We start from the raw sequence: 26009 nt of genomic DNA, 5'->3' as shown, positions 1-26009 counted from the left end.
GTCTCTCGTGAATAGTCTGGGCCGCAGTGGGGTGAAGAGGCCCTATGCGAGATACGCGCCCTGTATTCAGCACACCTGCTGAAACGTATCACCGATCGAGTACCGCAACAGAGCCGGCAAAGAACAGTTTCCGCAGACGCGGGCAGAGAAGGGGCACACCGCTATTCGTATGAATCCACCAGTACGGAGTGTACGGATAGCATAAGCTCGGGCGTGTAACCGTCGAAAAGTCGAGATCGGTGTCTGTCGCCGTGAGCGACAGGTTCGTCTCGGTATTACTGCCGGACGACGTTCGCCGCGCGGGGTCCCTTGGGCGAGGACTCGATGTCGAATTCGACCTCGGTACCTTCCGTGAGGTCTTCGCCGCCGACGTCCTCCATGTGGAAGAACACGTCTTCGTCGTCGTCGAGGTCGCCGTCGTCAGTCGAGATGAAACCGTAGCCGCCTGTGTCGTTGAAGAAATCAACCTTACCGTTTGCCATTACAAACAGACAGAAGGTAGAGTGAGGGATAACCCTTGCGAGGGTCGAGGTACCACGACTCCTTACCCCGCATCAGCGCAGTCTCTCCCGCCGCTAATTCGCCACAAATAGACGTGAAACCAATGCTTCTGCATAATTCTCGACTCCCGATCTCCGAGATATTCTACCGCGAGCGAGGCCGGAGGCCGAGCGAGCGATATTTTTGGCGCAGATTTTTTTCGCCGGGATCGAGCGTCGCCGGAGACGGCGTGAGGCCCCGATGCAATACGGTCCTACATAAAGTCCGCAAACCCTGACTGCTTGTTTTTGTCGTTCTCGAACACGGATTCTAAGCTCTTTTCGAGCACTTCCAGCCGCTGTTTGGTGTACTCGCGGCAGCCGAACTCCTCGGCGACGTGGATCGCGGTGTCCATGTACTTGTTCACCGATCCTTGGTGAACCGTTAGGTTGACACGGCCGCCGCACTCGCGGCAATCGCCCGTCAGCGGCATTCTTCGGTACTTTTCGCCGCAGTCGAGACACCGCGTCTCCTGTCGCGAAAATGCGCGGAGGTTCCCGATCAGATCCGGCAGGAAGTGGTATTCGATGACGCGCTCTGCGACGTCAGTCTCGTCGACGGCGCGGAGCTTCCGCGACAGCGCCAGTTGCGCGTCCATCTTGTCCATCATCGATCCGAGCGTCTTGTAGGCGGAGAGGTCCGGACCCAGCGCGATGTCGGAGGTGTCGTGGGTGTGATCGAACCCGCGGTACTCCTCGTCGGTGCCGAGGGTGTCCTCGCCGAGTTGAATCAGGTCCTCGACGGCCTCGGGGTCGTCGAGTTCGAGCGTGGCCTCGTAGAACTCACGGGGGTACTGCCGCACGATGTCCATATTGTGCGCCTCGTCGTCGATCTCGCTCGGGTCGATGCGCGAGGACATCACCAGAGGTGCGTCCATCTGACCACCGCGTTTGTCGGGAAGGTACTGCTTCGAGAAGTTCAGCAGGCCGTCCATCAGCAGCATCACGCAATCTTCGTCGCCATCGCAGTTCCGCCGTTTCGCGGCGTGGAAGTACGGATGCGCGTAGCCGACGGCCGCGGAGGTGAAGCCGACGACGCGGCCGACGACCGCAGCGGAGGTGTGCGGGGCCATCCCGAAGACGAGTTCGCCGACGAGGTCCTCGCGCTCATCGACCTCGTAGAACGGCGGGAGCCCGTAGTACTGTTCGAGGAGGTCGTCGACGAAGTCCGCGGTCTTGAGCATGTGCTCGGCCGCGCCGTCCGAGAGGACGATGTCCTGGACCTTCAACTCGACCAGTTGGTCGTCGAACTCCAGGGGCTCGCCGTCGATATCGGTCTGATACCCCAACTCGCGGAAGTCCGCGGCGGTCACGTCGAGTTCCGACGGGCGGACGGCGGTGACGGGGAGGTCCGTCATATCGTACCGGACCGTGCCGTCCTTGAACGAGGTGACGCCGTTCTTCGCGCGCAGAACTCCCTTTTCCATCGGTTCGGGCGTCTTGTCCGCGGAGGTCAGCCCCTTGACGCCCTTCAGGATCTCGTAGGCGGACTCGCGCTCGCCGACCGTCTCGAGCGCGCGGCGGTACTCCTCGCCGACGTCGATTGAGAACCAGTCGGGGCTGGTGACGTCGCGGTCGCAGCGGTCGCAGTGGACGCGGCCTGAATCGTCGGGTTCGATCACCTGTCCGCACTCCTCGCACTCGTAGTGCGGTTCGGTGTGCGCCCCGCAGTCGGGGCACGTCGTCCGGTAGGTGTGAGCGTCGCAGTCGGGGCAGACTCGGTCGCCGACGCGGACGTCGACGACGCCGCGTCGACCCTGTTCGTCTCTGCCGCGGGCGGCCTCGCCGACGTCGCGCTGGCTCCCGCCGGCCTCGCCGATCGGGAAGAGCGTGTGAACCGCGGGAGAGAGGTCGCGCGACTCCGACTTCTCGGGGCGGCCCATCCGGTTGCCGATGCGGGTCGGCGCGCGCTCGCGAATCTCGAACGGCGCGACCTCGTTTGCGGCCCGAATGGCGCTCTCGCCGTCGTCCCACTCGCGGGCCGCCGGAGAGAGGTCGCTCGGTCCCCAGGTCCGGTCGAGTCGGGGGCGCGCGACGGTATCGTCGTCGACCGATCCCGACTCGGCCCCGTCGACGGCGAACCCGAGCGAGCGGACCAGCAGCCGCCACTCGGGCACTCGGATCGTCTCGCCGCTCTGCGTGTGCTCGACGAGCAGGCGTTCGAGCGTCTCCGCGATCGGTTCCGCGTTGGCGAGTTCGAGGACGGCGCGGTCCTCGATCGCTGCGTTCCCGCTCGCTGCGGGGCCTCCGGCGGGGCCGTCAGCGTCGGCGACGCCCCCGTCGGACGCCCTGGGGACGAGGCGGCCGTCAGCGACGGCGTCGGCCAGTTCCTCGAACTGCTCGACCGAGACGTCGTGCCAGAGGTACGTGTAGTCGGGGTGCAGCGGACAGTCGTGCTCGGTGGCCCACTGCTCGGCCTCCGCCGGCGTCGGGTGTTCGAGGTCGACCGCGGGGTCGTCTTCGAGCGCCTGGACGGGCGCGCCGGCGGCCGCGAAGTCCTGGACCCACCACTCGTAGACGTAGGAGGCGGGCGCGAGCGGGTGGTTGTTCTCGACGAACTCGCCGAAGTTCACGAGGTACTCGCCGAGGTCGATGATCTTCTCGACGCCGTTTCTGACCTCCAGGGCCTCCGCGGGGTCGTCGATCCGCCGGACGTCGCCGTTCGCGAGGCGGACCGTCGGCCCCTCGATGGAGTCGACGGGGATGACGCCCGCGGCCTTGCCCGGTCGCTCGGTCTTGATCTGCGTCCCGGTCGCGAGGAAGTCGTCGACGAGGTGCATCGTCGCCGGGTGGACGCCGGCGGTCGCGAAACCGTGGTTGCGCGCGCGGCCGTACCGAAGCCTGAAGCCGCCCTCGGCGCTCGGGTGCCCGAACACGGGCCGGCCGGCGATGAGATCTCTGAGGAACTTGGTCGACGGGTCGAGCCGGGGCGGTCCCGCGGGTTCGTCGGCGTTGTCCGGTGCTTCCTCCCCACCATCGTTCTCGCTCCCCCCGTCTTCGCTCTCGGTGTCCGCCGCCGACTCTTCGTCGGCTTCGTCTGGCGCACTCTCGGCGTCGGCGGCCTCGGCTTCCGCGTCCGACTTGCCGATCGTCCCGTCGATGAGGTCCTGGAGCCACGGCCAGTCGACCTCGTCGAGGCCGCGGGTGTAGCGCTGGATCTTCGGGGCCTTCAGCGCGATTCCCTCCGCGAGAACGAGGCACATCCCCCCTCGCGCGCTGTTGGTGTCGACGCGTTCGAGGTCGCGGAAGCCCGAGACCTCCTCGTCGCCGGTGGCCTCGCCGTCGAGCATAATCGGCATGTGATCGGCGATGAACTTCGTCTCCTTATCCTTCGGCGAGTACTGGAGGCCGGTCTCCTTGTCGTACAGCGAGATCTCCTCGGCGTACCGCTCGGTCTCCACCGTGCGCGCGTCGTACTCGTCGATGCCGAGCAGCGACCGGGCGTAGTCGGCGACCAGCACCGACAGGGCCTGGGCGGTGCCCCCCGCCGAGCGGATCGGTCCCGCGTAGTAGACGTTCACGAATTCGGTGCCGTCGTCGTTTTCGAGGATCTCCACGCGATCGATCCCCTCGATCGGCGCGGCGACGACGCCCTCGGTGAGGAGCGCGACCGCCGTCCGCACCGCGCCTTCGATCTTCCCCGCGCGGCCCTCGTAGTCGCCGACGGTCCCCTCGACGAAGTCGGTCACGAGTTCGAGAGCGGCCTCCTCGCGGGACATCTCGCCTTCGAGTTCCCGGACGCGCTCTGCGACGCCCGCGATCCCGAGGATGTTCTCCACCCTGTCGGCCATGTCCTTCGCCACGGGGATCTCGACCTCGGGTTCGGGGTCGTAGCCCATCCCCTTCGCGCGTTCGGCGCGTTCGAACGCCTCGTCGAGTCGGGATTCGATCCGCTCGAAGTACCGCTCGTCGTCGTCGCGCACGGTTACAGCCAGAGGTCCAGGTCGGTCGTCTCGTCGTGTTCTCTGACGAGCGACTCGTCGAACGCGCGGAGGTACACCTCGCCGGCGAAGACGGTCGCGGCGTTGAGGTGTCCCGCGAGCGCCTGCCCGCTCGGCCGCGAGAGCACGGCGTGCGTGTGCGCGAAGCGATCGCCGTCGAGGTCGGAGACGTTACCGACGCAGGCGGCCACTTCCAGGGGCTCGTCGAACGTCACCGACTGGTACTCCTTGTCTTCCTGGTCGTAGAACCACACTTCGGCGTCCTGGACGGCCCCCATCGCTTGGAACCACGCGGCGTCGATCCCTTCGAGGTCGGCGAACTCCTCGATCTCGGTGCGCCAGTCCGCCCCGGTTTCGAGCCGAAGCAGGAACTCCCGACTCGCGTCGACCTCGCGATAGTGCATATCCACCTCCTCGGGAGACGCGGACAAAAATCCTGCCGGTCGCGGTCTCGCGACTGACGGTCGGTGGAACCGGGAAAAAACCGTCCGTTAGGCCGAGCCCTACGCCCAGTCTTGGAGCGACGGCGCCTCCGACAGTCGCATCGAAAGCCACGCGTCATCGCGGGAGATGTCCGCGATAACGAACTCCGATTGAGCGGGAGTGGAGTCCACCGAGGCCATCACCTCGGCGCGCGACGCGTCGGACACAGCCGCCGCATTCGGCGTCATGTTTGTGAGTGTGTCTCATTCATACATAAACCCGTCGGATCGATGTCGTGAGTTATTTCACGATTATGTATATTATGACGGCAGATACCGCACGTTAGTATATAATTAAACCCTAACGGAAAACGTATGATCGATCTAAAGCGGCAATCCGTGCGAATGTGTACCAAACCGCGAATGGGACAGTGTCCCAGGGTTTGCCGTTACCCACGCAACTCGATCACCCGACAGCGGCCGAGCAAGCGAGTAACGGCTATTGTTCGAGTGTGAGTGGTGAGCGAAGTGCGTGCGAAGTGACCGAGAGACGCGTTTCGGGTGGGTGATGACTATCCCGGTGCGCACGCCGCGCGGTGCACCCGCACACCGGCGGCCTGCTGGTCGCTCCTGACTGTCGCACTTCTAGTGCGCGGCGCTCGCGGGCTGAAAACCGTCCGGGAGGCCGTCCGAGAACCTTCAAAGAGTACAAGAGGTGTGACGCAGTACAACGCCTCATGAACGTTGCCGACGCGATGACTCCCCGCGAGGACGTTGTCACTGTCGAACTCCCGGGGACCCGCGACGACGTGCTGGAGTACCTCCAGGAACGCGGTTTCTCCTCCGTTCCGGTCGTGAAGAACTCCGCCGACGGCGAGGAGTACCGCGGCCTGGTCTCCCGCGAGGAACTGATCGAACGCCCCGACGAGGACCAACTCGCCGTGTTGATGCGGGAGGTCCCGACGGTCACCGCCGACACGAGCGTCGAGGAGGCGGCGCACCTGATGCTCGACTCCGGGTCCCGGCGGGTCCCAGTGGTCGACGGCCGCCTCGAGGGCATCGTCACCGTCACCGACGTCATCCACGCCATCGCCCGCGGCGAGGTCGACACCGACGCCACGGCGGGCGACGTCGCGACCGCGGACGTGAACACGACCTACGCCGGGACGCCGCTGCCGGTCGCCGAGCGCGAGATCTACTACGCGAACGTCCCCTACACGGTCTGTCTCGACGACGACGGGCGGATGAGCGGAATTCTCACCGAGGTCGACATCATCGAGGTCGCCCGCGTCGTCGAGGGCGAGGACGACACCGGCGACTCGGTCGCCGGCCAGGACGACGAGTGGATGTGGGAGGGCATCAAGGCCATCGGAAAGCGCTACGTCCCGACCCGGAACGTCGAGATCCCCTCCGAACCGGCCTCGAAGTTTATGTCCGACGGCGTCGTGACGGTCTCGAAGCGAAAGTCCGTCGTCGAGGTCGCGCAAGCGATGATCACCGAGGACATCGAGCAGATCCCGCTCGTTGCGGGCGACCAACTCGTGGGCATCGTCCGCGACGTCGACCTCCTGGAGGCGCTCTAGATGAGCGAGGAGCGGACCGAGGGCGAGCGACTCGCCGAGCTGGCCAAGCGCCGCGGCTACTTCTTCGGCGCGAGCGGGGCCTACGGCGGTGCCGCCGGCTTCTACACCTTCGGCCCGCAGGGCGCGGCGCTGAAGTCGAACGTCGAGGACGCCTGGCGCGACCGCTTCACTGTCCAAGAGGGTAACTTCGAGATCGAAGCGCCGACGATTATGCCCGAGCCCGTCTTCGAGGCGTCGGGTCACCTCGACGGCTTCGACGATATGCTCGTCGAGTGCCCCGAGTGCGGCGAATCTCACCGGGCGGATCACCTCGTCGAGGACAACACCGACGTCGAGGACGCCGAGTCGCTGCCGATCGCCGAGGTCGAGGACCTCATCGCCGACAACGACCTCCGGTGTCCGAACTGCGGCGGGGCACTCGCGGGCGAAGCCATCGAGGACTTCAACCTGATGTTCGAGACGAACATCGGGCCGGGGTCGTCGACGCCGGGGTATCTCCGCCCGGAGACCGCGCAGGGCATCTTCGTCGAGTTCCCGCGCATCAAGGAGTACGCGCGCAACAGCCTCCCGTTCGGCGCGACGCAGATCGGCCGCGCCTACCGCAACGAGATCTCGCCGCGGAAGAGCATCGTCCGCACGCGTGAGTTCACGCAGGCGGAGTTAGAGCAGTTCGTCGACCCCGAGCGCGACGAACCGGACCTCGACTCCGTCGCCGACGTCGAGGTGACGCTGTACCCCGCGACCGCGCAGGGGAGCGAGGACGGCGAGTACGTCGAGACGACGGTCGGCGAGGCAGTCAGCGAGGGCATCGTCGGCGACGCGTGGATCGGCTACTTCCTCGGCATCGCTCAGGAGTGGTACGAGCGCGTCGGCGTCGATATGGACCGCTTCCGCTTCCGTCAGCACCTCGCGGGCGAACGCGCCCACTACGCCGCGGACTGTTGGGACGCCGAAAGCGAGGTCGACGGCGACTGGATCGAGATCGCGGGCTTCGCCTACCGAGGCGACTACGACCTCTCGAAGCACGGCGAGCACAGCGACGACGACTTCACCATCTTCCGGCAGTTCGACGAGCCCAAAACGGTCGAAAAGGCGGTCGTCGAGCCGGATATGAGCGTGCTCGGCCCCGAGTTCGGCGGGGCCGCCGCCGACGTGAAGTCGGCGCTCGAAGAGCTGGCCGAGCGCGACCCCGCGGCGTTCGAGTCGGAGACGGTCTCGGTCACGGTCGGCGGCGAGACCAAGACCGTCGACAGCGACGTGGCGAACTTCCGGATCGAGGAACAGACGATCTCGGGCGAGCACATCACCCCGCACGTGATCGAACCGTCGTTCGGCGTCGACCGGACGGTGTACACGCTGCTGGCGCACGCCTACCACGAGGACGAGGTCGACGGCGAGACGCGGTCGTATCTCTCCCTCTCGCCGACGGTCGCGCCGACGGACGTCGGCGTCTTCCCGCTGGTCTCGAACGTCGCGGAACTCACAGACCGCGCCGAGGCGCTCGTCGACGACCTTCGAGCGTCCGGGTTCAGTGTCGTCTACGACGACTCCGGCAGCATCGGCCGCCGGTACCGCCGGCAGGACGAGGTCGGCACGCCCTTCTGCGTCACCGTCGACCGCGACGGTCTGGAGGGCGACGGCCCCGACAGCGTCACGATCCGCGAGCGCGACACCGCTCGGCAGGTCCGCGTCCCGATCGATGCCCTGGTCGAGGAGCTCCGCGCCGTCGCGAGCGGCGAACAGTCCTTCGACGACCTGGTTGACGAGTACGACCTCGTCGCGCCGGGTGCGGACGCCTAGACGGTGCTGCTCTCCCAGCCGCTCTCCGGCGTTCTCTCGGGTGTGTCCCAGAGCGAACTCAGACGGCGGCTGGTCCACGCCAGCGGCACCGGGCTCCCGCTCCTGTACGTCCTCGAGTTCGTGACGTGGACGCAACTCGGCTCCGTGATGCTGCTCGCGTCGGCCATCGCGGCCGCGCTGGAGTTCTTCCGCCTGGTCGTCGGGCTCGAGTGGTCAATCTACGACAACCTCACGCGCTCCTACGAGCAGTCGAACGTCGCGGGATACGCGCTGTTCGTGTTCAGCATCACCGCCGTCGTCCTCGTGTTCGCCCCCCACGTCGCGGTTCCCGCCGCGCTGATGCTGACGATCGGCGATCCGATCTCGGGCGTCCTCGGGACGACCCGCGAGGCCGGCGAGCCGAAGCGGCTCCGGACGCTCGTCGCGATGTTCGTCGTCTGTCTCGCCGTCTCGCTCCCGTTTCTCGTCCCCGCCGCGGGCGTGGCGGCCGGCCTCGCGGCGTCGGTCGCGGCGGCCCTCGGCGCGACCCTCGCCGACGGCTTCAAGCCCGTGCTCGCGGGCTACGTCGTCGACGACAACCTCTCGATTCCCCCGGCGGCCTCGGTCGCCGCCGGCGTCGTTCTCGCGGTGACGGGTGCCGCGCCGGTGTTCGGGTGAGGTGGTTCCTCCTGGGCCGGGGTCGCCCGCGACGCTCCCCGACTGACCACAGGACGACTTTTGTACGATCACGACGAAACGCGGGCTGTGACGGTCTACGAGAGCGACCTCCCGGGCGTCGGAAAGAAACACGAGATCGACCTGCCGGACGGGTCACAGCTCGTCGTCGTAACCCACAACGAGGGGCGTCGGGAGGTATTCTTGCGTGCGGATCCCGACACGGACTCCGAAAAACTGTTCGAGCTGCCGGACCGCCTGGCCCGACAGGTCGGGACGATCTTGGAGGGCGCGTACTTCCAGCCCGTCAAGTCCCAGGACATCGAGACGCTTCTCGGCGGCGACACGCTCCTCGAGTGGGTCGACGTCGGCGAGGACTCCCCGATCGCCGGACAGACGCTCGGGGAGTCCGATCTCCGCGCGGAGACCGGTGCCTCGGTCGTCGCCATCGAGCGCGACGACGACGTGATCTCGTCGCCGGGCGCGGAGACGACGATCCACGCGGGTGACCGGCTCGTCGTCGTCGGCACCCGTGAGAACTGCGAGGACTTCCAGTCGCGCGTGGAAGGCGCATAATGGCCGCCGGGCTGCTGGAACTGGGGCAGGTGTTCGCCGTCCTGGCCGTCGCCGGAGCGGCGGCGCTGCGGATCGGCCTCTCGGTGATCCCGCTCTACGTCGTCAGCGGGATGCTCGCCGGTCCGTTCGTGGCCGGGCAGGTCGGGCTGCCGTACGTTTCGGACGGCGAACTGCTCACCGTTCTGGCGGAAGTGGGGATCGTGCTGTTGCTCTTCTTTCTGGGCCTGGAGTTCAGCCTCGATCGCCTGCTGGCGGCGCGCTCGCGGATCTCCCGCGCGGGCGTCGTCGACGCCGCGATCAACCTCCCGCTCGGTATCGCGATCGGCCTCGCGCTCGGGTGGTCGATCGTCGAGGCGCTGCTGCTGGGCGGGATCGTCTACATCTCCTCCTCGGCGATCGTCACGAAGACCCTCATCGACCTCGGCTGGATCGCCAACGACGAGGCCGACCCGATCCTCGGCACCCTCGTCTTCGAGGACCTCTTCATCGCCGTCTACCTCGCGGTCGTCACCTCGCTCGTCCTCGGCGGCGCCGACGCCGGACTGAACGGTCTCGGGCGTTCGCTGGCGATCGCCTTCGGGTTCCTGGGCGCGCTCCTGATCGCCGTCCAGTACGGGACGGCGTTCTTCTCGCGCGTCCTCGACGTCTCCGATACCGAGTCGTTCGTCCTCCGGATCCTGGGCGTGGTCGTCCCGATCGCGGGGGTCGCGCTCGCGCTGGGCGTGAGCGAGGCCGTCGCGGCGTTCTTCGTCGGGATGGGATTCTCGACCAGCGGCCACCAGGAGCGGATCGAACGACTGCTGACACCGGTTCGCGACGTCTTCGCCGCCGTATTCTTCTTCTGGATCGGCGTCGGCACCGACCCGCGACTGCTCGTCGGCATCGCTATCCCGCTCGTGGCAGTCGTTCTCCTGACGACGCCCGCGAAACTGGTCTCCGGCTACGTCGGCGGTCGCGTCTACGACCTCTCCGAGCGCCGGTCGCTCCGCGTCGGCCTCGGCCTGGTGCCGCGCGGGGAGTTCTCTCTCGTCATCGCCGCGCTCGCCGCGGGCGGATCGACGGCGGTGATGCGGGAGACGATTCCGGCGCTCGCGGTCGGGTACGTCCTCGTGATGAGCGTCGTCGGAACGGTGCTGATGCAGCGCGCAGACCGCGTGGAGGAGCTCATCGATCGGCTGCGTCCGGGTACGTCGGCGTGATCGAATCCCGAAAGCGTTTAGTGCGCCGGATTCGTCCGGTTCCTCCGATGATGCGGCTCTCGCCGACGCGCGTCCGCTCCGTATCGAGAGCCGCGGCTCCGGCCGCCTCGGCCCGCTCGACGCCAATTTCCGCCGAGACGACCGACGACGCGCGGCGACCGCGACGACGGGCCGCTTAGGCCCACTACTACCTTCCCTTTACGTTGTATCGAACGAACCCACAAGCGACTAGCGTCTCTATAGGCATCTCTGCAGTTTAATTTCTAAACTCCAAACCGTGTAATTTATACGGAAGAGCGTCCGATTCGGAGGTATAATGACAAGCGTGGCACTCGCGTTCTCGGGCGGCCTCGACACCACAGTCTGCGTCTCGCTCCTGCAGGAGGAGTACGGCTACGACGAAGTCGTAGGCGTGACCGTCGACGTGGGGCAACCCGAATCCGAGTTCGAGGAGGCACAGGAGACCGCCGACGCGCACGGCCTGGACCTGCACGTCGTCGACGCGAAAGACGAGTTCGCGGACCTCTGTTTCGACTCCGTCCGCGCGAACGCGACCTACCAGGGCTACCCGCTCGGCACGGCCCTGGCCCGTCCGGTCATCGCGAACGCGATCCTGGAAGTGGCGGAAGAGGAGGGTTGCGACGCCCTCGCACACGGCTGTACGGGGAAGGGCAACGACCAGCTCCGCTTCGAGGTCGTCTGGCGCGCCTCCGACCTCGACGTGATCGCGCCCGTCCGCGAACTGGAACTCACTCGCGAGTGGGAACAGCAGTACGCCGAGGAACACGACCTCCCGGTCCAGTCGGGTAACTCGGGCGTCTGGTCGATCGACACGAACCTCTGGAGCCGCTCGGTCGAGGGCGGCGAACTGGAAGATCCCGGCTACGTCCCACCGGAGGACATCTACGAGTGGACCGACGACCCCGCCAACGCCACCGAGACGGAGTTAGTGGAAATCGCATTCGAGGACGGCTACCCGGTCGCTCTCGACGGTGAGGACCTCGCTCCCGCGGAACTCATCGAGGCGCTGAACGAGCAGGCCGGCAAACACGGCGTCGGCCGCACGGATATGATGGAAGACCGGATGCTCGGGCTGAAGGTCCGCGAGAACTACGAGCACCCGGCGGCGACGACGCTGCTGACCGCTCACGAGGCCCTGGAGCAACTCGTCCTCACGAAAGACGAGCGCGACTTCAAGCGCTCGATCGACGACGAGTGGGCACAAAAGGGCTACGAGGGCCTCGTCGACCACCCGCTCGTCGACGCCCTGGAGGGCTTCATCGACGAGACGCAGTCCCGCGTCACCGGTAACGTGACCATCAAGTTCCAGGGCGGACAGGCTCGTCCGGTCGCCCGCGAGTCGGAGTACGCCGCCTATTCGGAGGACGCCGCCTCGTTCAACACCTCCGGCGTCGGCGACATCACCCAGCAGGACGCCACCGGCGTCGCGAAGTACCACGGCTTCCAGTCGCGCCTCGCGAACGCCGCCATCGACGCGGCCGAGGACGACGACGAAGGCGACTGGGAGTGAAGAATGACGGGCGAGGACGCGCCGACCGCAGGCGAGGGCGACTCCGATTCGAGCGACGGCTCCGCGACGAGCGGTGACGCCGTGTCGAGCGACGGCTCGGGCGTCGTCCGTCGCGACCGCTTCAGCGGCGGTCCCGCGCGCGGATTTATGTCCAGCCTCGCCGCCGACGAGCGGATCTTCGCCGCCGACCTCGCGGTCGACCGCGCGCACGTGGTGATGCTCGCCGAGCAGGACATCGTCGACGACGAGGTCGCCGGCGACATCCTCGCCGCGCTCGAGGAGGTGGAGTCCGCGGGCCACGCGGCGCTCCCCGAGGGCGAGGACGTCCACGAGGCCATCGAGACGGCGGTCGTCGAGCGCGTCGGCCAAGACGGCGGAAAGATGCACACCGCCCGCAGCCGGAACGACGAGGTCGCGACCTGCATTCGGTATCGCCTCCGCGAGGACCTGCTCGAATCTGCCGAGGCGACGGTCGCGCTCCGCGAGGCGCTCGTCGAGGCCGCCGCCGAGCACGTCGATACCGTGATGCCCGGGTACACGCACCTCCAGCCAGCCCAGCCCACGACAGTCGCGCACTTCCTGCTCTCGTACGAGTCGGCGTTCGCGCGGGACACCGCGCGCCTGCTCGACGCCTACGACCGGACGAACCGCTCGCCGCTCGGCGCGGCCGCCTTCGCCGGGACGCCGTTCGACGTCGACCGCGAGCGGACGGCCGAACTGCTCGGGTTCGACGGCGGCTCCGCGAGCAAAGCGAGTGGAGCCTCGTCAGGCGCGGAGCGCCTCGACGGTGTCGTCGCGAACTCGATGGACGCCGCCGCGGGGCGCGATTTCCTCGCGGAGTCGACGGCGGCGCTCGCGACGCACGCGACGACGCTCTCGGGGCTCGCGGAGGACCTCGTGATCTTCGCGAACAAGGGCTTCGTCGACCTCGCCGACGAATACTCCTCGACGTCGTCGATTATGCCCCAGAAGGTGAATCCGGATACCTTGGAACTCGTCCGCGCGGTCGCGGGCGACGCCATCGGCGGGCTCTCCGGGCTCCTGACGACGCTGAAGGGGCTGCCGCGCGCGTACAATCGCGACCTCCAGCGCGCGACGCCGCACGCCTGGGAGACGGTCGACGCGGTGTCGGAGGCCACGGCGGTCGCCGCCGGCGCGGTCGCCACCGCCGAGTGGCCCGCCGAGACGCTCGAAGCCGCCGCGGGCGAGGGATTCTCGACGGCGACGGGCGTCGCGGACGCGCTCGCGATGGCGGGCGTCCCGTTCCGCACGGCCCACGAGGTGCTCGCGGCGGCCGCCGAGCGCGCCGACGGCGACACCCCCGACATCGCAACACTTGACGCGGTCGCAGCCGACGTGCTCGGCGAGTCCCTGTTCACCTACGTGAGCCGTGAGCGCGTCGAAGCGGCGCTCGATCCCGTCCAGAGCGTCGCGAGCCGCGATTCGGCCGGCGGCCCCGCCCCCGAGGCCGTGGCCGATCAGCTCGTCGACGCCGAGACGGGGATCGACGCCGACACGGCGGCTCTCGGGGACCGCCGCGACGCGCTCGCCGACGCCGCCGACCTGCTCGACGCGGAGGTGGGCGACTATGCGTGATCGCCGAGCCTGGGCGGTCCCCGGACCGCACCTCCGACGCCGGCCGCGACGGTCCCCTCCCGGGGACGATAACATATGAAATCAGACATCGATTTCACACGGGCGGACTGATCGACTGTTCTACGCCGTTAGTGGTTTCGCCGGTCAGTTAATTTATCCGACAACTTCGATGGGTTTAAGTCGCTTCCTCGCCCATCGACGGGTATGGCAGCAACCATCACCGCCGAAGATCCGCTGACCGGAGAGGAGATCGAGATCCCCGCCGACGTCGAGGTCGGCGAAATCGTCGACAGCCCCGCGACCGGCGCGGAGTTGGAGGTCGTCTCGACCGATCCGCTGACACTCGAAGAGGCCCCGGAGCTCGAAGAGGACTGGGGCGAATAAGATGAAGATCGGGCTGCTCTACTCCCGGATTCGGAAGGACGAGAAGCTCCTCCTCACGGAGCTCCGCGAGCGCGGCCACGAGGTGGAGAAGATCGACGTCCGGAAGGAGCAGTTCAACATCGCCGAACCGCCGGAATCGTTTGACGGCGTCGATCTGGTCGTCGATCGCTGTCTGGCGACCAGCCGCAGCCTCTACACGACGCAGTTCCTCGACGCCTACGACGTTCCCGTGGTCAACAGCGCCGAGACCGCGGACGTCTGTGCCGACAAGGTGAAGAACAGCCTCGCGCTCGAACGCGCCGGCGTGCCGACGCCGAACACGGAGGTCGCCTACACCGTCGACTCCGCGATGGAGGTCATCGAGGAGTTCGGCTACCCCTGCGTCCTCAAGCCCGTCGTGGGCTCGTGGGGCCGCCTGATGGCGAAGGTCGAGACGCCCTCGGCCGCCGAGGCCATCCTCGAACACAAGGCGACGCTGGGCCACTACCAGCACAAGGTGTTCTACGTCCAGGAGTTCGTCGAGAAGCCCGGCCGCGACATCCGCGTCCTGGCCGTCGACGGCGAACCGATCGCCGCGGAGACGCGCTCGTCGGACCACTGGCTCACCAACGCCTCCAAGGGCGGCGAAGTGGCCGAATTCGAACTCGACGACCGCGCACGCGAACTCGTCGCCGCCGCCTCCGACGCCGTCGGCGGCGGCCTGCTTGGCGTCGACCTGATGGAGACCGGACAAGATTACACCGTCCACGAGGTCAACCACACCGTCGAGTTCAAGGCGCTGAACGACGCCGTCGAGGTCGACGTCCCGGCGAAGGTCGTCGACTGGCTCGAATCGAAAGCCGAACAAGCGGCGGACACGGAAGCGACGGTATGAGTACTTCCCACACGGATGCCGGCGACGACGCGGCCTACACTGCCTCCGTCGTCGGCGGCTCGGGATTCACCGGCGGCGAACTCCTTCGCCTGCTGTATCAACACCCCGATTTCGACGTCGTGCAGGCGACGAGTCGCTCGAAGGAGCGCAAGACCGTCGGCCACGTCCATCCGAACCTCCGCGAGATGGACCTCCGATTCACGTCGCCTGCGGACCTCGAATCGGTCGACGTCCTCTTCGCGGCGACGCCGCACGGCGTCTCGATGGAGCACATCGACGAGTTCCAGGACGCGGCGGACACGGTCGTCGACCTCTCGGCGGACTTCCGCCTCGATTCCGAAGCGCAGTACGACGAGTGGTACGACGGGCACGTCTGCCCCGAATACCTCGAAAAATCGGAGTACGCCCTGCCGGAGATCAACCGGGAGAACCTTTCTAATGCAACCCTGATCGCCTCCGGCGGCTGCAACGCCACGGCGACGATCCTCGGCCTGAAGCCGCTGTTCGACGCCGGGATTCTGGAGGGCGACGAGCAGGCCGTCGTCGACGTGAAAGTCGGCTCCTCGGAGGGCGGCGCGGGCGGCGGCGACGCCTCCAGCCACCCCGAGCGCTCGGGCATCGTCCGCCCCTACGCCCCGACCGGCCACCGCCACGAGGCCGAGATCGAGCAGTTCCTCGGCCTCTCGGTCTCGTTCACCGTTCACGCGGTCGATATGACTCGCGGCGCGAGCGCGACCTGCCACCTCTTCCCGAGCGCGCCCGTCTCGAAGGGCGACCTCTGGACGGCCTACCGCGAGGCCTACGCCGACGAGCCGTTTATGCGGACCGTCGCCGGCGGGGGCGGCGTCTACCGCTACCCCGAACCGAAGGCGGTCGCCGGGACCAACTTCGGCGAGGTCGGCTTCGAGGTCGACCCCGGAAATCGGAGATTGGTCGTCTTCTCGGCGATCGACAATATGATGAAGGGATCGGCCGGACAGGCCGTCCACGCCGCGAACGTCGCGCTCGGCATCGAGGAGACCGCGGGCTTGGAGTTCGCCGGTCTTCACCCCGTCGGCGCACCCTGACGACCATCGAAGTACGTATGACAACCGAACCCACTACCCACGACGACGCACGCGACGCCCGCCAGACGCAGCAGCCCGACAGCGGGACGGGACGACCGCTCCGGGCCGACGGCGGCAGCGACGCCGCAAGCGGCGGCAACGACGTCGCGAGTGATAGCGACGCGTCGCTCCCGCCGGTCGTCGTGAAGGTCGGCGGCGCGCGCGCGGTCGACCCCGCGGGCGCGGTCGAGGACGTGGCCGAACTCGTCGCGGACGGGCGCGAGGTCGTCGTCGTCCACGGCGGTTCCACCGCCGTCGACGACACGCTCGAAGAACTGGGCGAGGAGCCGACGTACGTCGAGACGCCCGGCGGCGTCGTCGGGCGCTTCACCGACGAGCGCACGATGGAAGTGTTCTCGATGGTGATGCCGGGGAAACTCAACACCGATCTCACTGTCACGCTCCGCAACGCCGGCGTCGACGCGCTCGGCCTTTCCGGCGTCGACGGCGGCTTGCTTTCCGGCCCCCGCAAGTCGGCCGTCCGGGTGATCGAGAATGGGAAAAAGAAGATCAAGCGCGGCGATCACTCGGGGAAGATCACCGACGTGAACGGGTCGCTGCTCGAAACCCTGCTCGCCGACGGCTACACGCCGGTCGTGACCGTCCCGATGCTCGCCGACGACGGCGTCGCGGTCAACGCCGACGCCGACCGCGCGGCCGCGGCCGTCGCCGGTGCGCTCGGCGCGGAACTGGTCGTCCTCACGGACGTCGCCGGCGTCTACGCCGACCCCGACGACGCGTCGACGCTGATCGAGTCGGTGTCGACTCCCGGCGAATTTGAGACGCTGAAGGACGCTGCGGAAGGGTTTATGACGAAGAAAGTGATGGCGGCGAAGGAAGCGCTCGACGGCGGCGCGGTGACAGTCATCGTCGCCGACGCGAACGCTGACGACCCGATCCTGGCTGCACTCGATGGCAGTGGGACGCACATCCACGCGAGCGCGGTCGTCGCCCCCGAGGACGACGCCGACGACAGCGACGCCGACGAGACGGAGGTGACACAATGAGCGGCGGCTTCGTCTTCTCGGAGAAGCCCATCCAGATCGAGTCCGGCGAGGGCGCGTACCTCTACGGCGAAGACGGCACCGAGTACCTCGACTTCGGGGCCTCCTACGCCGTCGCCTCGCTCGGGCACTCCCACCCGACCGTGACCGAAGCGGTCCAAGAGCAGGCCGCGAAACTGACCTACGTCCAGGCGTCGTACCCGGTCGACGTCCGCACGGAACTGTACGAGAAGCTCGCGACGCTCGCGCCGGGCGACGCGGACAACGTCTGGCTCTGTAACTCGGGAACCGAGGCCAACGAGGCGGCGATGAAGTTCGCCCGTTCCGCGACGGGTCGCTCAAAGATCGTCGCGACCAAGCGCGGCTTCCACGGCCGGACGCTGGGGGCGCTCGCGATGACCTGGAAGGACAAGTACAAGAAGCCGTTCGAGCCGCTGGCCGGCGGCGTCGAGTTCGTCCCCTACGGTGACGGTGACGCGCTCGCGGAGGCCGTCGACGAGGAGACGGCCGCCCTGTTCTTGGAGCCGGTCCAGGGTGAGGGCGGCATCTACCCCGCCTCCGCGGAGTACCTCCGGCAGGCCCGCGAGGTGACCGAGGAGGCGGGCGCGGCGCTCGTCTTCGACGAGATCCAGACCGGCGTCGGGCGCACGGGCGACCTGTGGGCCTGCGAGGGCGTCGGCGTCGCCCCCGACATCCTCACCTCGGCGAAGGGCATCGCCAACGGCCTGCCGCTTGGCGCGACGCTCGTGAAGGACTGGATCGCCGAGGACTCGGGCGACCACGGGTCGACCTTCTCCGGCGGCCCCGTCGTCTGCGCCGCGGCCAACGCCACGCTCGACACGGTCGTCGATGAGGACGTCCCCGGAAACGCCGCGGCGGTCGGCGAGTACCTCCGGAGCGAACTGGAGGCCGCCAGCGAGGAACACGACCTGCCCGTCCGCGAGGTGCGCGGCGTCGGGCTGATGATCGGCATTCAGGTGAAGCGCGGCGCGAACCGCGTGCTCAAGAACCTCGCGCTGTCCGAACAGATCCTCGCGCTGCCGGCCGGCCGGACGGTCGTCCGCCTGCTCCCGCCGCTCGTGATCGACGAGAGCCACGCCGACCAGTTCGTCGACTCGTTCGTGGAGGTGCTGGGATGAGCATCGAACTCGATCCCGACGAGGCCGAGGAGCCGCCGACCGACGGCGCGGACGCGTCGCCGGACGCCGACGCGATGTCTGATTCCGACGTACCGCCGGACGCCGACGCGATGTACGCCGACTTCGACGCCGACGGCACCTCGGAACTCCTCCGCGACGGCGGGATGGCCTTCGCGACGGAACACGAGGTCTTCGACGTTCAGGAGGGGCTCACGGACGGGTTGACAGACGCGCAGACGCTGCTGGCGGACCTCGTCTCGATCCCCTCACCCTCCGGCGAGGAGGCCGCGGCCGCGGCGCGGCTGAAGGCCTTCTTCGAGGCACACGACCGCGAGGTGTGGATCGACGACGTCGGCAACGTCCGCGCGCCCGCCGACGACTCGGTGCTTCTCACCTCCCACATCGACACCGTCCCCGGCGACGTCCCGGTGAAGATCGAAAACGGCGTGCTGTGGGGTCGCGGGAGCGTCGACGCCACGGGGCCGCTGGCGGCGATGGCCGTCGCGGCCGTCGAGACCGGCGTCTCCTTCGCGGGCGTGGTCCGCGAGGAGACCGGCTCCAACGGCGCGTGGCACCTCGTCGAGGACAGAGAACAGCCCGCGGCCGTGATCAACGGCGAGCCCTCGGGCTGGGACGGCATTACCCTCGGCTACCGCGGGTTCCTCGCGGGGACGTACGTCTCGACGAGCGAACTCGGCCACTCCTCGCGCCCGGAGGACAACGCGATCCAGTCGGCCGTGAACTGGTGGTCGAGCGTCGCCGAGTTCTTCGACGAGGACGAGTCCGACGGCGTCTTCGACACGGTGACGACGAAGCCGGTCCGCTTCGACGGCGGCCCCACGGAGGACGGCCTCGCCGTCGAGGCGACCGTCGACGTGCAGTTCCGCGTTCCGCCGAAGTACACCATCGACGACGTCCGGGAGGTCGCGGAGGGCGAACTCGATCGCGGCGGCGTTCACTGGGAGAAGCCGATCCCGCCGGTGATGACGAGCCCGCGCACCGAGGTCGCCCGCGCGTTCCGCGTCGCGATCCGGGGGGCCGGCGGCGAGCCGCGGCTGCTCAGGAAGACCGGCACCAGCGATATGAACATCTTCGCGGGGGCGTGGGAATGCCCGATGGCGACCTACGGCCCCGGCGACTCGGACCTGGATCACGCGCCGAACGAACACCTCGACCTCGCGGAGTACGACGGCTCGATCGACGTGCTCGTCGACGTCTGCGAGCGCCTGCAGGAGTGAGAGAGATGCTCGAAACTGACCACTTCCTCGACATCGACGACCTGACGACCGACGAACTGGGGACCGTCCTCGACCGCGCCGCGGCGATCAAGGCCGGCGAGGACGACACGCAACTGTCCGATCAGACGCTCGGGATGCTCTTCGAGAAACCGAGCACGCGAACCCGCATCTCCTTCGAGACCGGGATGACCCAGCTCGGCGGCCACGCCATCTTCCTCGGTCCCGACGACATCCAACTCGGGCACGGCGAGCCCCTGTCGGACACCTCCCGCGTCCTCTCGCGATACGTCGACGCCGTGATGGCCCGGCTGTTCGATCACGAGGACTTACTCGAAATCGCCGAGTACTCCGACGTTCCGGTCGTCAACGGCCTCACGGACGACGCGCACCCCTGCCAGACGCTCGCGGACCTGCTGACGATCGAGGAGGCCTTCGGCGGCTTCGACGGCGTGCAGGCCGCCTGGGTCGGCGACGGCAACAACGTCGGTCAGTCGTTCGTGATCGGCGCGGCGATGGTCGGGCTGGACCTGACGGTCGCGACGCCCGAGAACTACGGAATGGCCGACGAGGTGCTCGAACAGGCCGCCGACCTCGGACACGAACCGACCGTCGTCGACGATCCGAAAGACGCCGTCGACGACGCCGACGTCGTCTACACCGACGTGTGGATCTCGATGGGCCAGGAGGACCAGCGCCACGAGAAACTGGCTGCCTTCGACGGCTATCAGGTGAACGAGCGCCTGCTCGCCGACTCCGATGCGCAGGTGATGCACTGTCTGCCAGCGCACCGCGGCGAGGAGATCACCGACGACGTGCTCGAATCGGACCGCGCGCTCGTCTGGGACCAGGCCGAGAACCGCCTGCACGCCCAGAAGGGGCTGCTCGTCGAACTGCTGGACGCCTGACCGAAGCCGGACCCCGCACGCCCGACGACGACCGCCGGACCGTCGTCGTGGTCGTCAGCGCCGGCGGTACTCTTCCCCGGCGGCAATCGCTTTTATTTGCGTGTAGCCGAAGGACCGGGTATCGGCGCTCGTATGGTGGACGACCCAGATCCGGACGCGGACTCCGAAGGGACCGCTGCCCCGCCGCGGTGGCTCGACGCGTGGATCGACCGGACCGCGAGTCGCATCGAGGACTTCATCAACGTCGTCGAACTCGCCGCGGCGGCGATCTTCGCGCTCCTCTTCGCGATCGGCGTCGTCGACCTCGCGCTCCAGATCGTCGAGACCGCCTCCAACGGGAACATCACCGACCCGCTGGCCGTCATCGACATCATCGACACGGGGCTGCTGCTCCTGATAATCGTCGAGGTGTACCAGACGGTCATCGCCTACACCCGGCGGAGCGAGACCCGCCTGATCGTCCGGTTGATCGTCTACACCGGTATCATCGCGATGGTCCGAAAGGTGATCATCTTCCGGACCGGCGAGTACGCGACGACGCTGGACGCGTTCCTGGCGGCGGCCGCCTACACGCTCGCGCTGGTCGGACTCGGCGTCGTCCTCGTCGTCGAACGGCGGGTGATCGGTGACTGAGCCGCGGTGAGCCGGCGGAGACGACGCGCTCCGGTCGCTGCCGTCCCCTGTCAGCGGCCCTGGAACCCGCCGTAGACGGCTCCGAGGACCGCGCCGTAGACCACGTGTCCCACGAGGCTGGTGACGTTCACGTTCGGCAGGGGCGGGTTCGCCGGCGAGCCGACGGCCGAGAGCCAGACCGGCATCACGAGAACGGCGAGAACGACCCACAGGACGACCCCGTAGCCCACGCCGAGAGCCAGACTCTTCACGGTCGTCAGATCGGTTTGCGTCGAGGCGATCGCGGCGAAGACGACGCCCAGAACCGCCCCGTGGGCGACGTGGATCGTGAACCCCGCGGCACCGCCCGACAGGAAGTACATCGAGGGGATCGCGACCTCGAGGACGGGCCGCATCTGCATCACCATCAGCGCGCCCATCACGACGCCGGCGATGACGCCGGCGACGACGCCGTACTGCCACGCGTTATCGGTCGTCTGTGCTGTCGTCGTCGTGCTCGTTTCGGTCGCCATACTAGAGAAGGACCGCATCCTCCCGAATAATGGCATCTCGGCGGCGCGACTTCGACGCACAAGGCCGATAGAACTATGATGGTTGGTAGCATTCCTTAAGGACTAGCGTTCGGCTTTCCCGACCGCCCGAGGCTTTTAATTCGAGGAGGGCGGAGAGACCACCGTGTCGACGACCGGCGAGTACGAGCGGTTCTTCCCCTACGAGGAGCCGTATCCGAACCAGCGCTCGGCGATGGCGGAGATCGCCGAGGCGGTAGACGAGCAGCGCGACGTCCTCCTCGAGGGGGCGCCCGGAACCGGGAAGACCCTCTCGGCGCTCGTGCCGGCCCTGGAGTACGCCCAGCGGACGGACAAGACGGTGGTCATCACCACCAACGTCCACCAGCAGATGCGGCAGTTCGTCGCCGACGCGCGCGCGATCACCCGCGATGAACCGGTCCGGGCGGTCGTCTTCAAGGGCAAGTCGTCGATGTGCCACATCGACGTCGAGTACCAGGAGTGTCAGACCCTGCGCGATACGACGCGGACGCTCGTCGAGAAGGAGGAAGAGCGCGCCGAACTCACAGAGCAGGCGGAGGCGCTCTTAGACCGCATCCGCGACGGGGCGGACGGGGCCGGCGAGGCCCGGAGCGCGGTGACCGACGAACTCGACGCCGTCGAGTCCGAACTCGAAGACCTGCGGGACGGCAACGTCTGCGAGCACTACTACAACAACCTCGTCGGCGACAACGACGAGTTCTTCGAGTGGCTCTTCGCGGACGTGCGGACGCCCGAAGAGATCTACGCGTACGCCGAGGAGCGACAGCTCTGCGGCTACGAACTCCTCAAGGAGGGGATGGAAGCCGTCGATCTGGTCGTCTGCAACTACCACCACCTGCTCGATCCGAACATCCGCGAGCAGTTCTTCCGGTGGCTGGGACGGGAGCCCGAGGACGTCGTGACGGTCTTCGACGAGGCGCACAACATCGAGTCGGCCGCGCGCGACCACGCGAGTCGGACGCTCACCGAGAACACGCTCGAAGAGGCGCTCTCGGAACTGGAGGACGCCGACGACTCCCGGGCGGAGCCGGCCGAGAACGTCCTCTCGGCGTTCCTCGGCGCGTTGCGGGCGACGTACGACGACGCGCTGGGGTTCGGCGAGCGCGAGCAGGTCGGCGACGACTGGTACGACCTCTCGATCGCGAACTCGGATCGCAGAGACGACCTGACGCTCGCCTTCCTGAATCGGTACGAGGGTCGCGGCATCGACGCGGAGGTCGACCTCGCGCTCCAGCTCGGCCGCACGCTCGACCGGGAGTACGAGGAGGCCTACCGCGATGGCGAGGCCACGAGCCGCGCGGAGTGTCAGACCCTGCAGGCGGCGCAGTTCGTCGCGTCGTGGATGGCCGACGGCGGGAAGCTCGGCCAACACCCGCTGTGCTCGGTGCGGCGCGACTCCGGGACCGACGAGGTGTACGGGCGCGCGGAGCTGTACACCTGTATTCCGAGGGAAGTGACCGAGACGCTGTTCGAGGAGGTCCACGCGAGCATCCTGATGTCGGCGACGCTGCGCCCGTTCGACGTCTTGGAGGACGTCCTCGGCGTCGACGACCCGGCGACCATGGCCTACGGGCTCGAATACCCCGAGGACCGCCGTCGGACGCTCGCGGTGGAAGCGCCGGCGCTCTTCAGTTCCGACCGCGCGGATCCCGACACCCAGTCGGCGATCGCGGACGTGCTGGCGGACGCGACGCGCTTTACGCCCGGCAACGCGCTCCTCTTTTTCCCCTCGTACGCCGAGGCCGAGCGGTACCACGACCGCCTCCGAGGGCGGTCGGACGTGGCGAGCGAACTCCTGCTCGACGGGTCGGGCGTCGACACGGAGTCGCTCCGACAGTCGTTCGTCGACAGCGACGACGCGACGCTCTTTACGTCCCTCTGGGGAACGCTCGCGGAGGGCGTGAGCTTCGACGGCGACGACGCCCGGACCGTCGCGGTCGTCGGCGTCCCGTACCCGCATCTCTCTGAGCGCTTAGAGGCGATCCAGGACGCCTACGATCGCGCGTACGACGACCGTTCGGAGGCCGGCTGGCGCTACGCGGTGGAGATTCCGACGATCAGAAAGACGCGGCAGGCGCTCGGGCGCGTCATCCGCGCCCCCGACGACTTCGGGGTCCGCCTGCTCGTCGACAAGCGCTACACGCAGAAGAGCGTCGAGATGGGGAAGTACGGCGTCCGCGAGAGCTTCCCCCGCGAGGAGCGAGTCGAACTCGTCGACGTCGCGCCGAACAAATTGAAGTTCTCGATGCTGAACTTCTACGCCGACCTCGACGCCTACGAGGGGTCGCCACCGCAGCCGTAGCGCGGGACGCTTCGATGGTCGCGTCACGGAACGCCCGATGGTCCCGAGACAAGCCGAACGGCCGAACGGCTCATACGCTTGCAGACCAACTACACTCCGATGCGTACACAGCCCCCCGGTCCAGCGGGCGTACCGGTGTTCGGGAACAGCCGCCAGTACGCGCGCGACCCCTTCACCTTCCTCACGAGCGTCGAAGCCGCCTACGGCGACGTCGTCCGGTTCGACCTCGGGCCGCTCGAGACGTACCTGCTTACCAACCCGGCGGACATCGAACGGGTGCTCGTCGCCAACGACGCGACGTACCGGAAACCCGACTTCCAGGACGACGCCATCGGGACACTGCTCGGCGACGGCCTGTTGCTCAGCGAGGGCGAGACGTGGCGACGCCAGCGGGCACTCGCCCAGCCGGCGTTCGCTCCCGACCGAATCTCGTCGATGGACGGCCTGATCGCCCGGCACGCGCGGGAGATGGTCGACGAGTGGGACGCCGGCGACCTCCGCGACGTCAACCTCGATATGGCGCGGGTGACCGTCCGGATCATCGTCGAGGCGATGTTCGGCTCGCGGCTCACCGACGAGCAGACGCGAACGATCCAGGAGCACCTCGAACCGCTCGGGCAGCGCTTCGAGCCGAACCCGATGCGGTTTCTCGTCCCCGACTGGGTCCCGACGCGGGAGAACCGCGCCTACCAGGACTCCGTCCGGACGCTCGAGGGGATCATCGACGACATCGTCGCCGAGCGCCGCGGCACCGAGGACGACCCCGCGATCGATCCGGCCGCGGACTCGTCGAACGGCGGGGAGCCGATGGACCTGCTCTCGATCCTGCTGCGAGCGCAGCGCCGCGGCGAGCAGAGCGACGACCAGCTCCGCGACGAGTTGATGACGATGCTGCTCGCCGGCCACGACACCACCGCGCTGACGCTGACGTACACGTGGTACCTCCTCTCGGAGCACCCCTCGGTCGAGGCCCGGGTCCACGCCGAACTCGACGAGGTCTGCGGCGACGAGCCGCCGACCGCGGCCGACGTGCGGGACCTCGACTACCTCGAACGGGTGATCCAGGAGGCGATGCGGCTGTACCCGCCGGTGTACGTGATCTTCCGGGAGCCGAAGGTCGACGTGCGGCTGGGCGGCTACCGGGTCCCGCGCGGGTCGGCCGTGATGCTCTCGCAGTGGGCCACCCATCGCTCGGAGCGGTGGTACGACGACCCCGACGCGTTTGATCCGGATCGCTGGCTCCCCGAGCGCCGCGCGGATCGACCGCGATTCGCGTACTTCCCGTTCGGCGGCGGCCCGCGCCACTGCATCGGCAAGCACCTCTCGATGCTGGAGGCGAAACTCATCGTCGCGACCGTCGCCCAGGAGTACGAACTGGAGTACGCCCGCGAGAAGCCGTTCGACCTCCGCGGGTCGCTGACGATGCACCCCGAGGAGCCGCTGTCGATGCGGGTCCGGCCGCGCTCGTAGCGCCGCTGAACGGTCGACGGCGGTCGTCGAGACCGCCTAACGAAGCGGGATCCGCGCGGCGTCCTCCCGGTAGCGCGAATCTCGAATCCGAAGCTCCTCCGTCGTCCACGCGATCGGTTCGATGCTCGTTCGCTCGATCAGGTCGGTGGCGTCCGCGATCCGTCCGCCGCGGGCCAGCGTCACGTGCGGGACGTACCCGTCGCCCTCCATCCCCTCGACCGTCCCGAACGACTCGCAGAGCCGGCGGTGGAGCGCGTGCAGATCGGCGCTCTCGACGACGAGGTACACCACCGGCCCGGGGCCGCGCGGCGGCGTCTCGAAGTAGTCGAGGCCGGTCACCCGCAGGTCGAGGCTCCCCGCGCCGTGGCTCCGCAACAGCGGTCGGAGTCGCTCGCGGAGTCGCGGCAGCGAGTCGGCGTCGTCGTCGAGCCCGGTGTCGAACCGCTTCGCCAACAGCGTGTGACGCTCGCGGATCCGCTCGAAGCGCGTGAGCTCCGGGTGGAGCTCCGAGGCGAGCCGCGCGACTTGCCCCGGAACGGGAACGTTCAGACTGAACACGCTC

At 67.9% G+C, this 26009-nt stretch carries 23 protein-coding genes; 17 read left to right on the top strand and 6 right to left on the bottom strand.

The features are described 5' to 3' along the window. Window positions 1-275 precede the first annotated feature (275 nt). The 4 genes from NO360_RS07075 to NO360_RS07060 all read right to left on the bottom strand — a co-directional run bounded on the left by NO360_RS07075 (window position 276) and on the right by NO360_RS07060 (window position 5151). Window positions 276-482, bottom strand: a complete 207-nt coding sequence (locus NO360_RS07075) for a cold-shock protein (protein ID WP_008418277.1) — start codon at window positions 480-482, stop codon at window positions 276-278. Window positions 483-754: 272 nt separating this feature from the next. After that, window positions 755-4462 carry a DNA polymerase II large subunit gene (locus tag NO360_RS07070; protein ID WP_256306912.1) on the bottom strand — a complete coding sequence of 1236 codons (3708 nt, stop codon included), beginning with the start codon at window positions 4460-4462 and terminating at the stop codon, window positions 755-757. 2 nt (window positions 4463-4464) lie between these two features. Further along, on the bottom strand, window positions 4465-4884 hold the full coding sequence (locus NO360_RS07065) for a PPC domain-containing DNA-binding protein (protein ID WP_256306911.1): 420 nt from the start codon (window positions 4882-4884) through the stop codon (window positions 4465-4467). Between the two features lie 99 nt (window positions 4885-4983). Continuing rightward, entirely contained in the window at window positions 4984-5151 is a 168-nt protein-coding gene (locus NO360_RS07060; protein WP_256306909.1) for a DUF7556 family protein, read from the bottom strand. Window positions 5152-5639: 488 nt separating this feature from the next. Between NO360_RS07060 and NO360_RS07055 the strand changes: the two genes are divergently transcribed. The 15 genes from NO360_RS07055 to NO360_RS06985 all read left to right on the top strand — a co-directional run bounded on the left by NO360_RS07055 (window position 5640) and on the right by NO360_RS06985 (window position 21124). After that, on the top strand, window positions 5640-6485 hold the full coding sequence (locus NO360_RS07055; protein ID WP_256306908.1) for a CBS domain-containing protein: 846 nt from the start codon (window positions 5640-5642) through the stop codon (window positions 6483-6485). Continuing rightward, complete coding sequence (glyS, locus tag NO360_RS07050; protein WP_256306907.1) at window positions 6486-8285, top strand: glycine--tRNA ligase; 1800 nt, start codon at window positions 6486-6488, stop codon at window positions 8283-8285. A gap of 3 nt (window positions 8286-8288) precedes the next feature. Beyond that, window positions 8289-8942 carry a dolichol kinase gene (locus NO360_RS07045; RefSeq protein WP_256306906.1) on the top strand — a complete coding sequence of 218 codons (654 nt, stop codon included), beginning with the start codon at window positions 8289-8291 and terminating at the stop codon, window positions 8940-8942. Window positions 8943-9029: 87 nt separating this feature from the next. Next, window positions 9030-9515 carry a cation:proton antiporter regulatory subunit gene (locus NO360_RS07040; RefSeq protein WP_256306904.1) on the top strand — a complete coding sequence of 162 codons (486 nt, stop codon included), beginning with the start codon at window positions 9030-9032 and terminating at the stop codon, window positions 9513-9515. Next, entirely contained in the window at window positions 9515-10714 is a 1200-nt protein-coding gene (locus NO360_RS07035; RefSeq protein WP_256306903.1) for a cation:proton antiporter, read from the top strand. The genes NO360_RS07040 and NO360_RS07035 overlap by 1 nt, the downstream gene beginning before the upstream one ends. A 316-nt stretch (window positions 10715-11030) precedes the next feature. Beyond that, window positions 11031-12245 carry an argininosuccinate synthase gene (locus NO360_RS07030; protein ID WP_256306902.1) on the top strand — a complete coding sequence of 405 codons (1215 nt, stop codon included), beginning with the start codon at window positions 11031-11033 and terminating at the stop codon, window positions 12243-12245. A gap of 3 nt (window positions 12246-12248) precedes the next feature. Continuing rightward, the gene (gene argH, locus NO360_RS07025; RefSeq protein WP_256306901.1) at window positions 12249-13841 is read left to right on the top strand and encodes an argininosuccinate lyase; all 1593 of its coding nucleotides are present in this window, start codon (window positions 12249-12251) and stop codon (window positions 13839-13841) included. A gap of 204 nt (window positions 13842-14045) precedes the next feature. Next, window positions 14046-14225 (top strand): lysine biosynthesis protein LysW, encoded by a 180-nt coding sequence (lysW, locus tag NO360_RS07020; protein ID WP_103991080.1) that lies wholly within the window; start codon window positions 14046-14048, stop codon window positions 14223-14225. 1 nt (window position 14226) lies between these two features. Further along, the gene (gene lysX, locus NO360_RS07015; RefSeq protein WP_256306900.1) at window positions 14227-15099 is read left to right on the top strand and encodes a lysine biosynthesis protein LysX; all 873 of its coding nucleotides are present in this window, start codon (window positions 14227-14229) and stop codon (window positions 15097-15099) included. Further along, entirely contained in the window at window positions 15096-16166 is a 1071-nt protein-coding gene (argC, locus tag NO360_RS07010; protein ID WP_256306899.1) for an N-acetyl-gamma-glutamyl-phosphate reductase, read from the top strand. Before lysX ends, argC begins: the two co-directional genes overlap by 4 nt. A gap of 17 nt (window positions 16167-16183) precedes the next feature. After that, the gene (locus tag NO360_RS07005) at window positions 16184-17212 is read left to right on the top strand and encodes an acetylglutamate/acetylaminoadipate kinase (protein WP_256306898.1); all 1029 of its coding nucleotides are present in this window, start codon (window positions 16184-16186) and stop codon (window positions 17210-17212) included. Beyond that, window positions 17209-18348, top strand: a complete 1140-nt coding sequence (locus NO360_RS07000; RefSeq protein ID WP_256306897.1) for an aspartate aminotransferase family protein — start codon at window positions 17209-17211, stop codon at window positions 18346-18348. The genes NO360_RS07005 and NO360_RS07000 overlap by 4 nt, the downstream gene beginning before the upstream one ends. Before the next feature lie 110 nt (window positions 18349-18458). Next, entirely contained in the window at window positions 18459-19586 is a 1128-nt protein-coding gene (locus tag NO360_RS06995) for a [LysW]-lysine hydrolase (protein ID WP_390282112.1), read from the top strand. 5 nt (window positions 19587-19591) lie between these two features. Further along, entirely contained in the window at window positions 19592-20491 is a 900-nt protein-coding gene (gene argF / locus NO360_RS06990) for an ornithine carbamoyltransferase (protein WP_256306895.1), read from the top strand. Window positions 20492-20623: 132 nt separating this feature from the next. After that, complete coding sequence (locus tag NO360_RS06985; RefSeq protein WP_256306894.1) at window positions 20624-21124, top strand: phosphate-starvation-inducible PsiE family protein; 501 nt, start codon at window positions 20624-20626, stop codon at window positions 21122-21124. 50 nt (window positions 21125-21174) lie between these two features. On the opposite strand, the gene NO360_RS06980 is transcribed toward NO360_RS06985, so the two are convergent. Continuing rightward, window positions 21175-21636, bottom strand: a complete 462-nt coding sequence (locus NO360_RS06980) for a DUF6789 family protein (RefSeq protein ID WP_256306893.1) — start codon at window positions 21634-21636, stop codon at window positions 21175-21177. Window positions 21637-21799: 163 nt separating this feature from the next. Here NO360_RS06980 and NO360_RS06975 point away from each other — a divergent pair, with 163 nt between their 5' ends. Then, window positions 21800-23977 (top strand): ATP-dependent DNA helicase, encoded by a 2178-nt coding sequence (locus NO360_RS06975; protein WP_345780178.1) that lies wholly within the window; start codon window positions 21800-21802, stop codon window positions 23975-23977. A 99-nt stretch (window positions 23978-24076) separates the two neighbouring features. Continuing rightward, the gene (locus NO360_RS06970) at window positions 24077-25447 is read left to right on the top strand and encodes a cytochrome P450 (protein ID WP_256306891.1); all 1371 of its coding nucleotides are present in this window, start codon (window positions 24077-24079) and stop codon (window positions 25445-25447) included. Window positions 25448-25483: 36 nt separating this feature from the next. Here the strand turns inward: NO360_RS06970 and NO360_RS06965 are convergent, their stop codons facing one another. Further along, window positions 25484-26005 carry a 2'-5' RNA ligase family protein gene (locus NO360_RS06965; protein ID WP_256306890.1) on the bottom strand — a complete coding sequence of 174 codons (522 nt, stop codon included), beginning with the start codon at window positions 26003-26005 and terminating at the stop codon, window positions 25484-25486. Between the last annotated feature and the right edge of the window lie 4 nt (window positions 26006-26009).

Origin of the sequence: Halobellus litoreus (assembly GCF_024464595.1) — an archaeon.
GTDB lineage: Archaea > Halobacteriota > Halobacteria > Halobacteriales > Haloferacaceae > Haloquadratum > Haloquadratum litoreum.
Note: the sequence above shows the minus strand (reverse complement) of the source record. Positions and strands in the feature narration are given on the sequence as shown.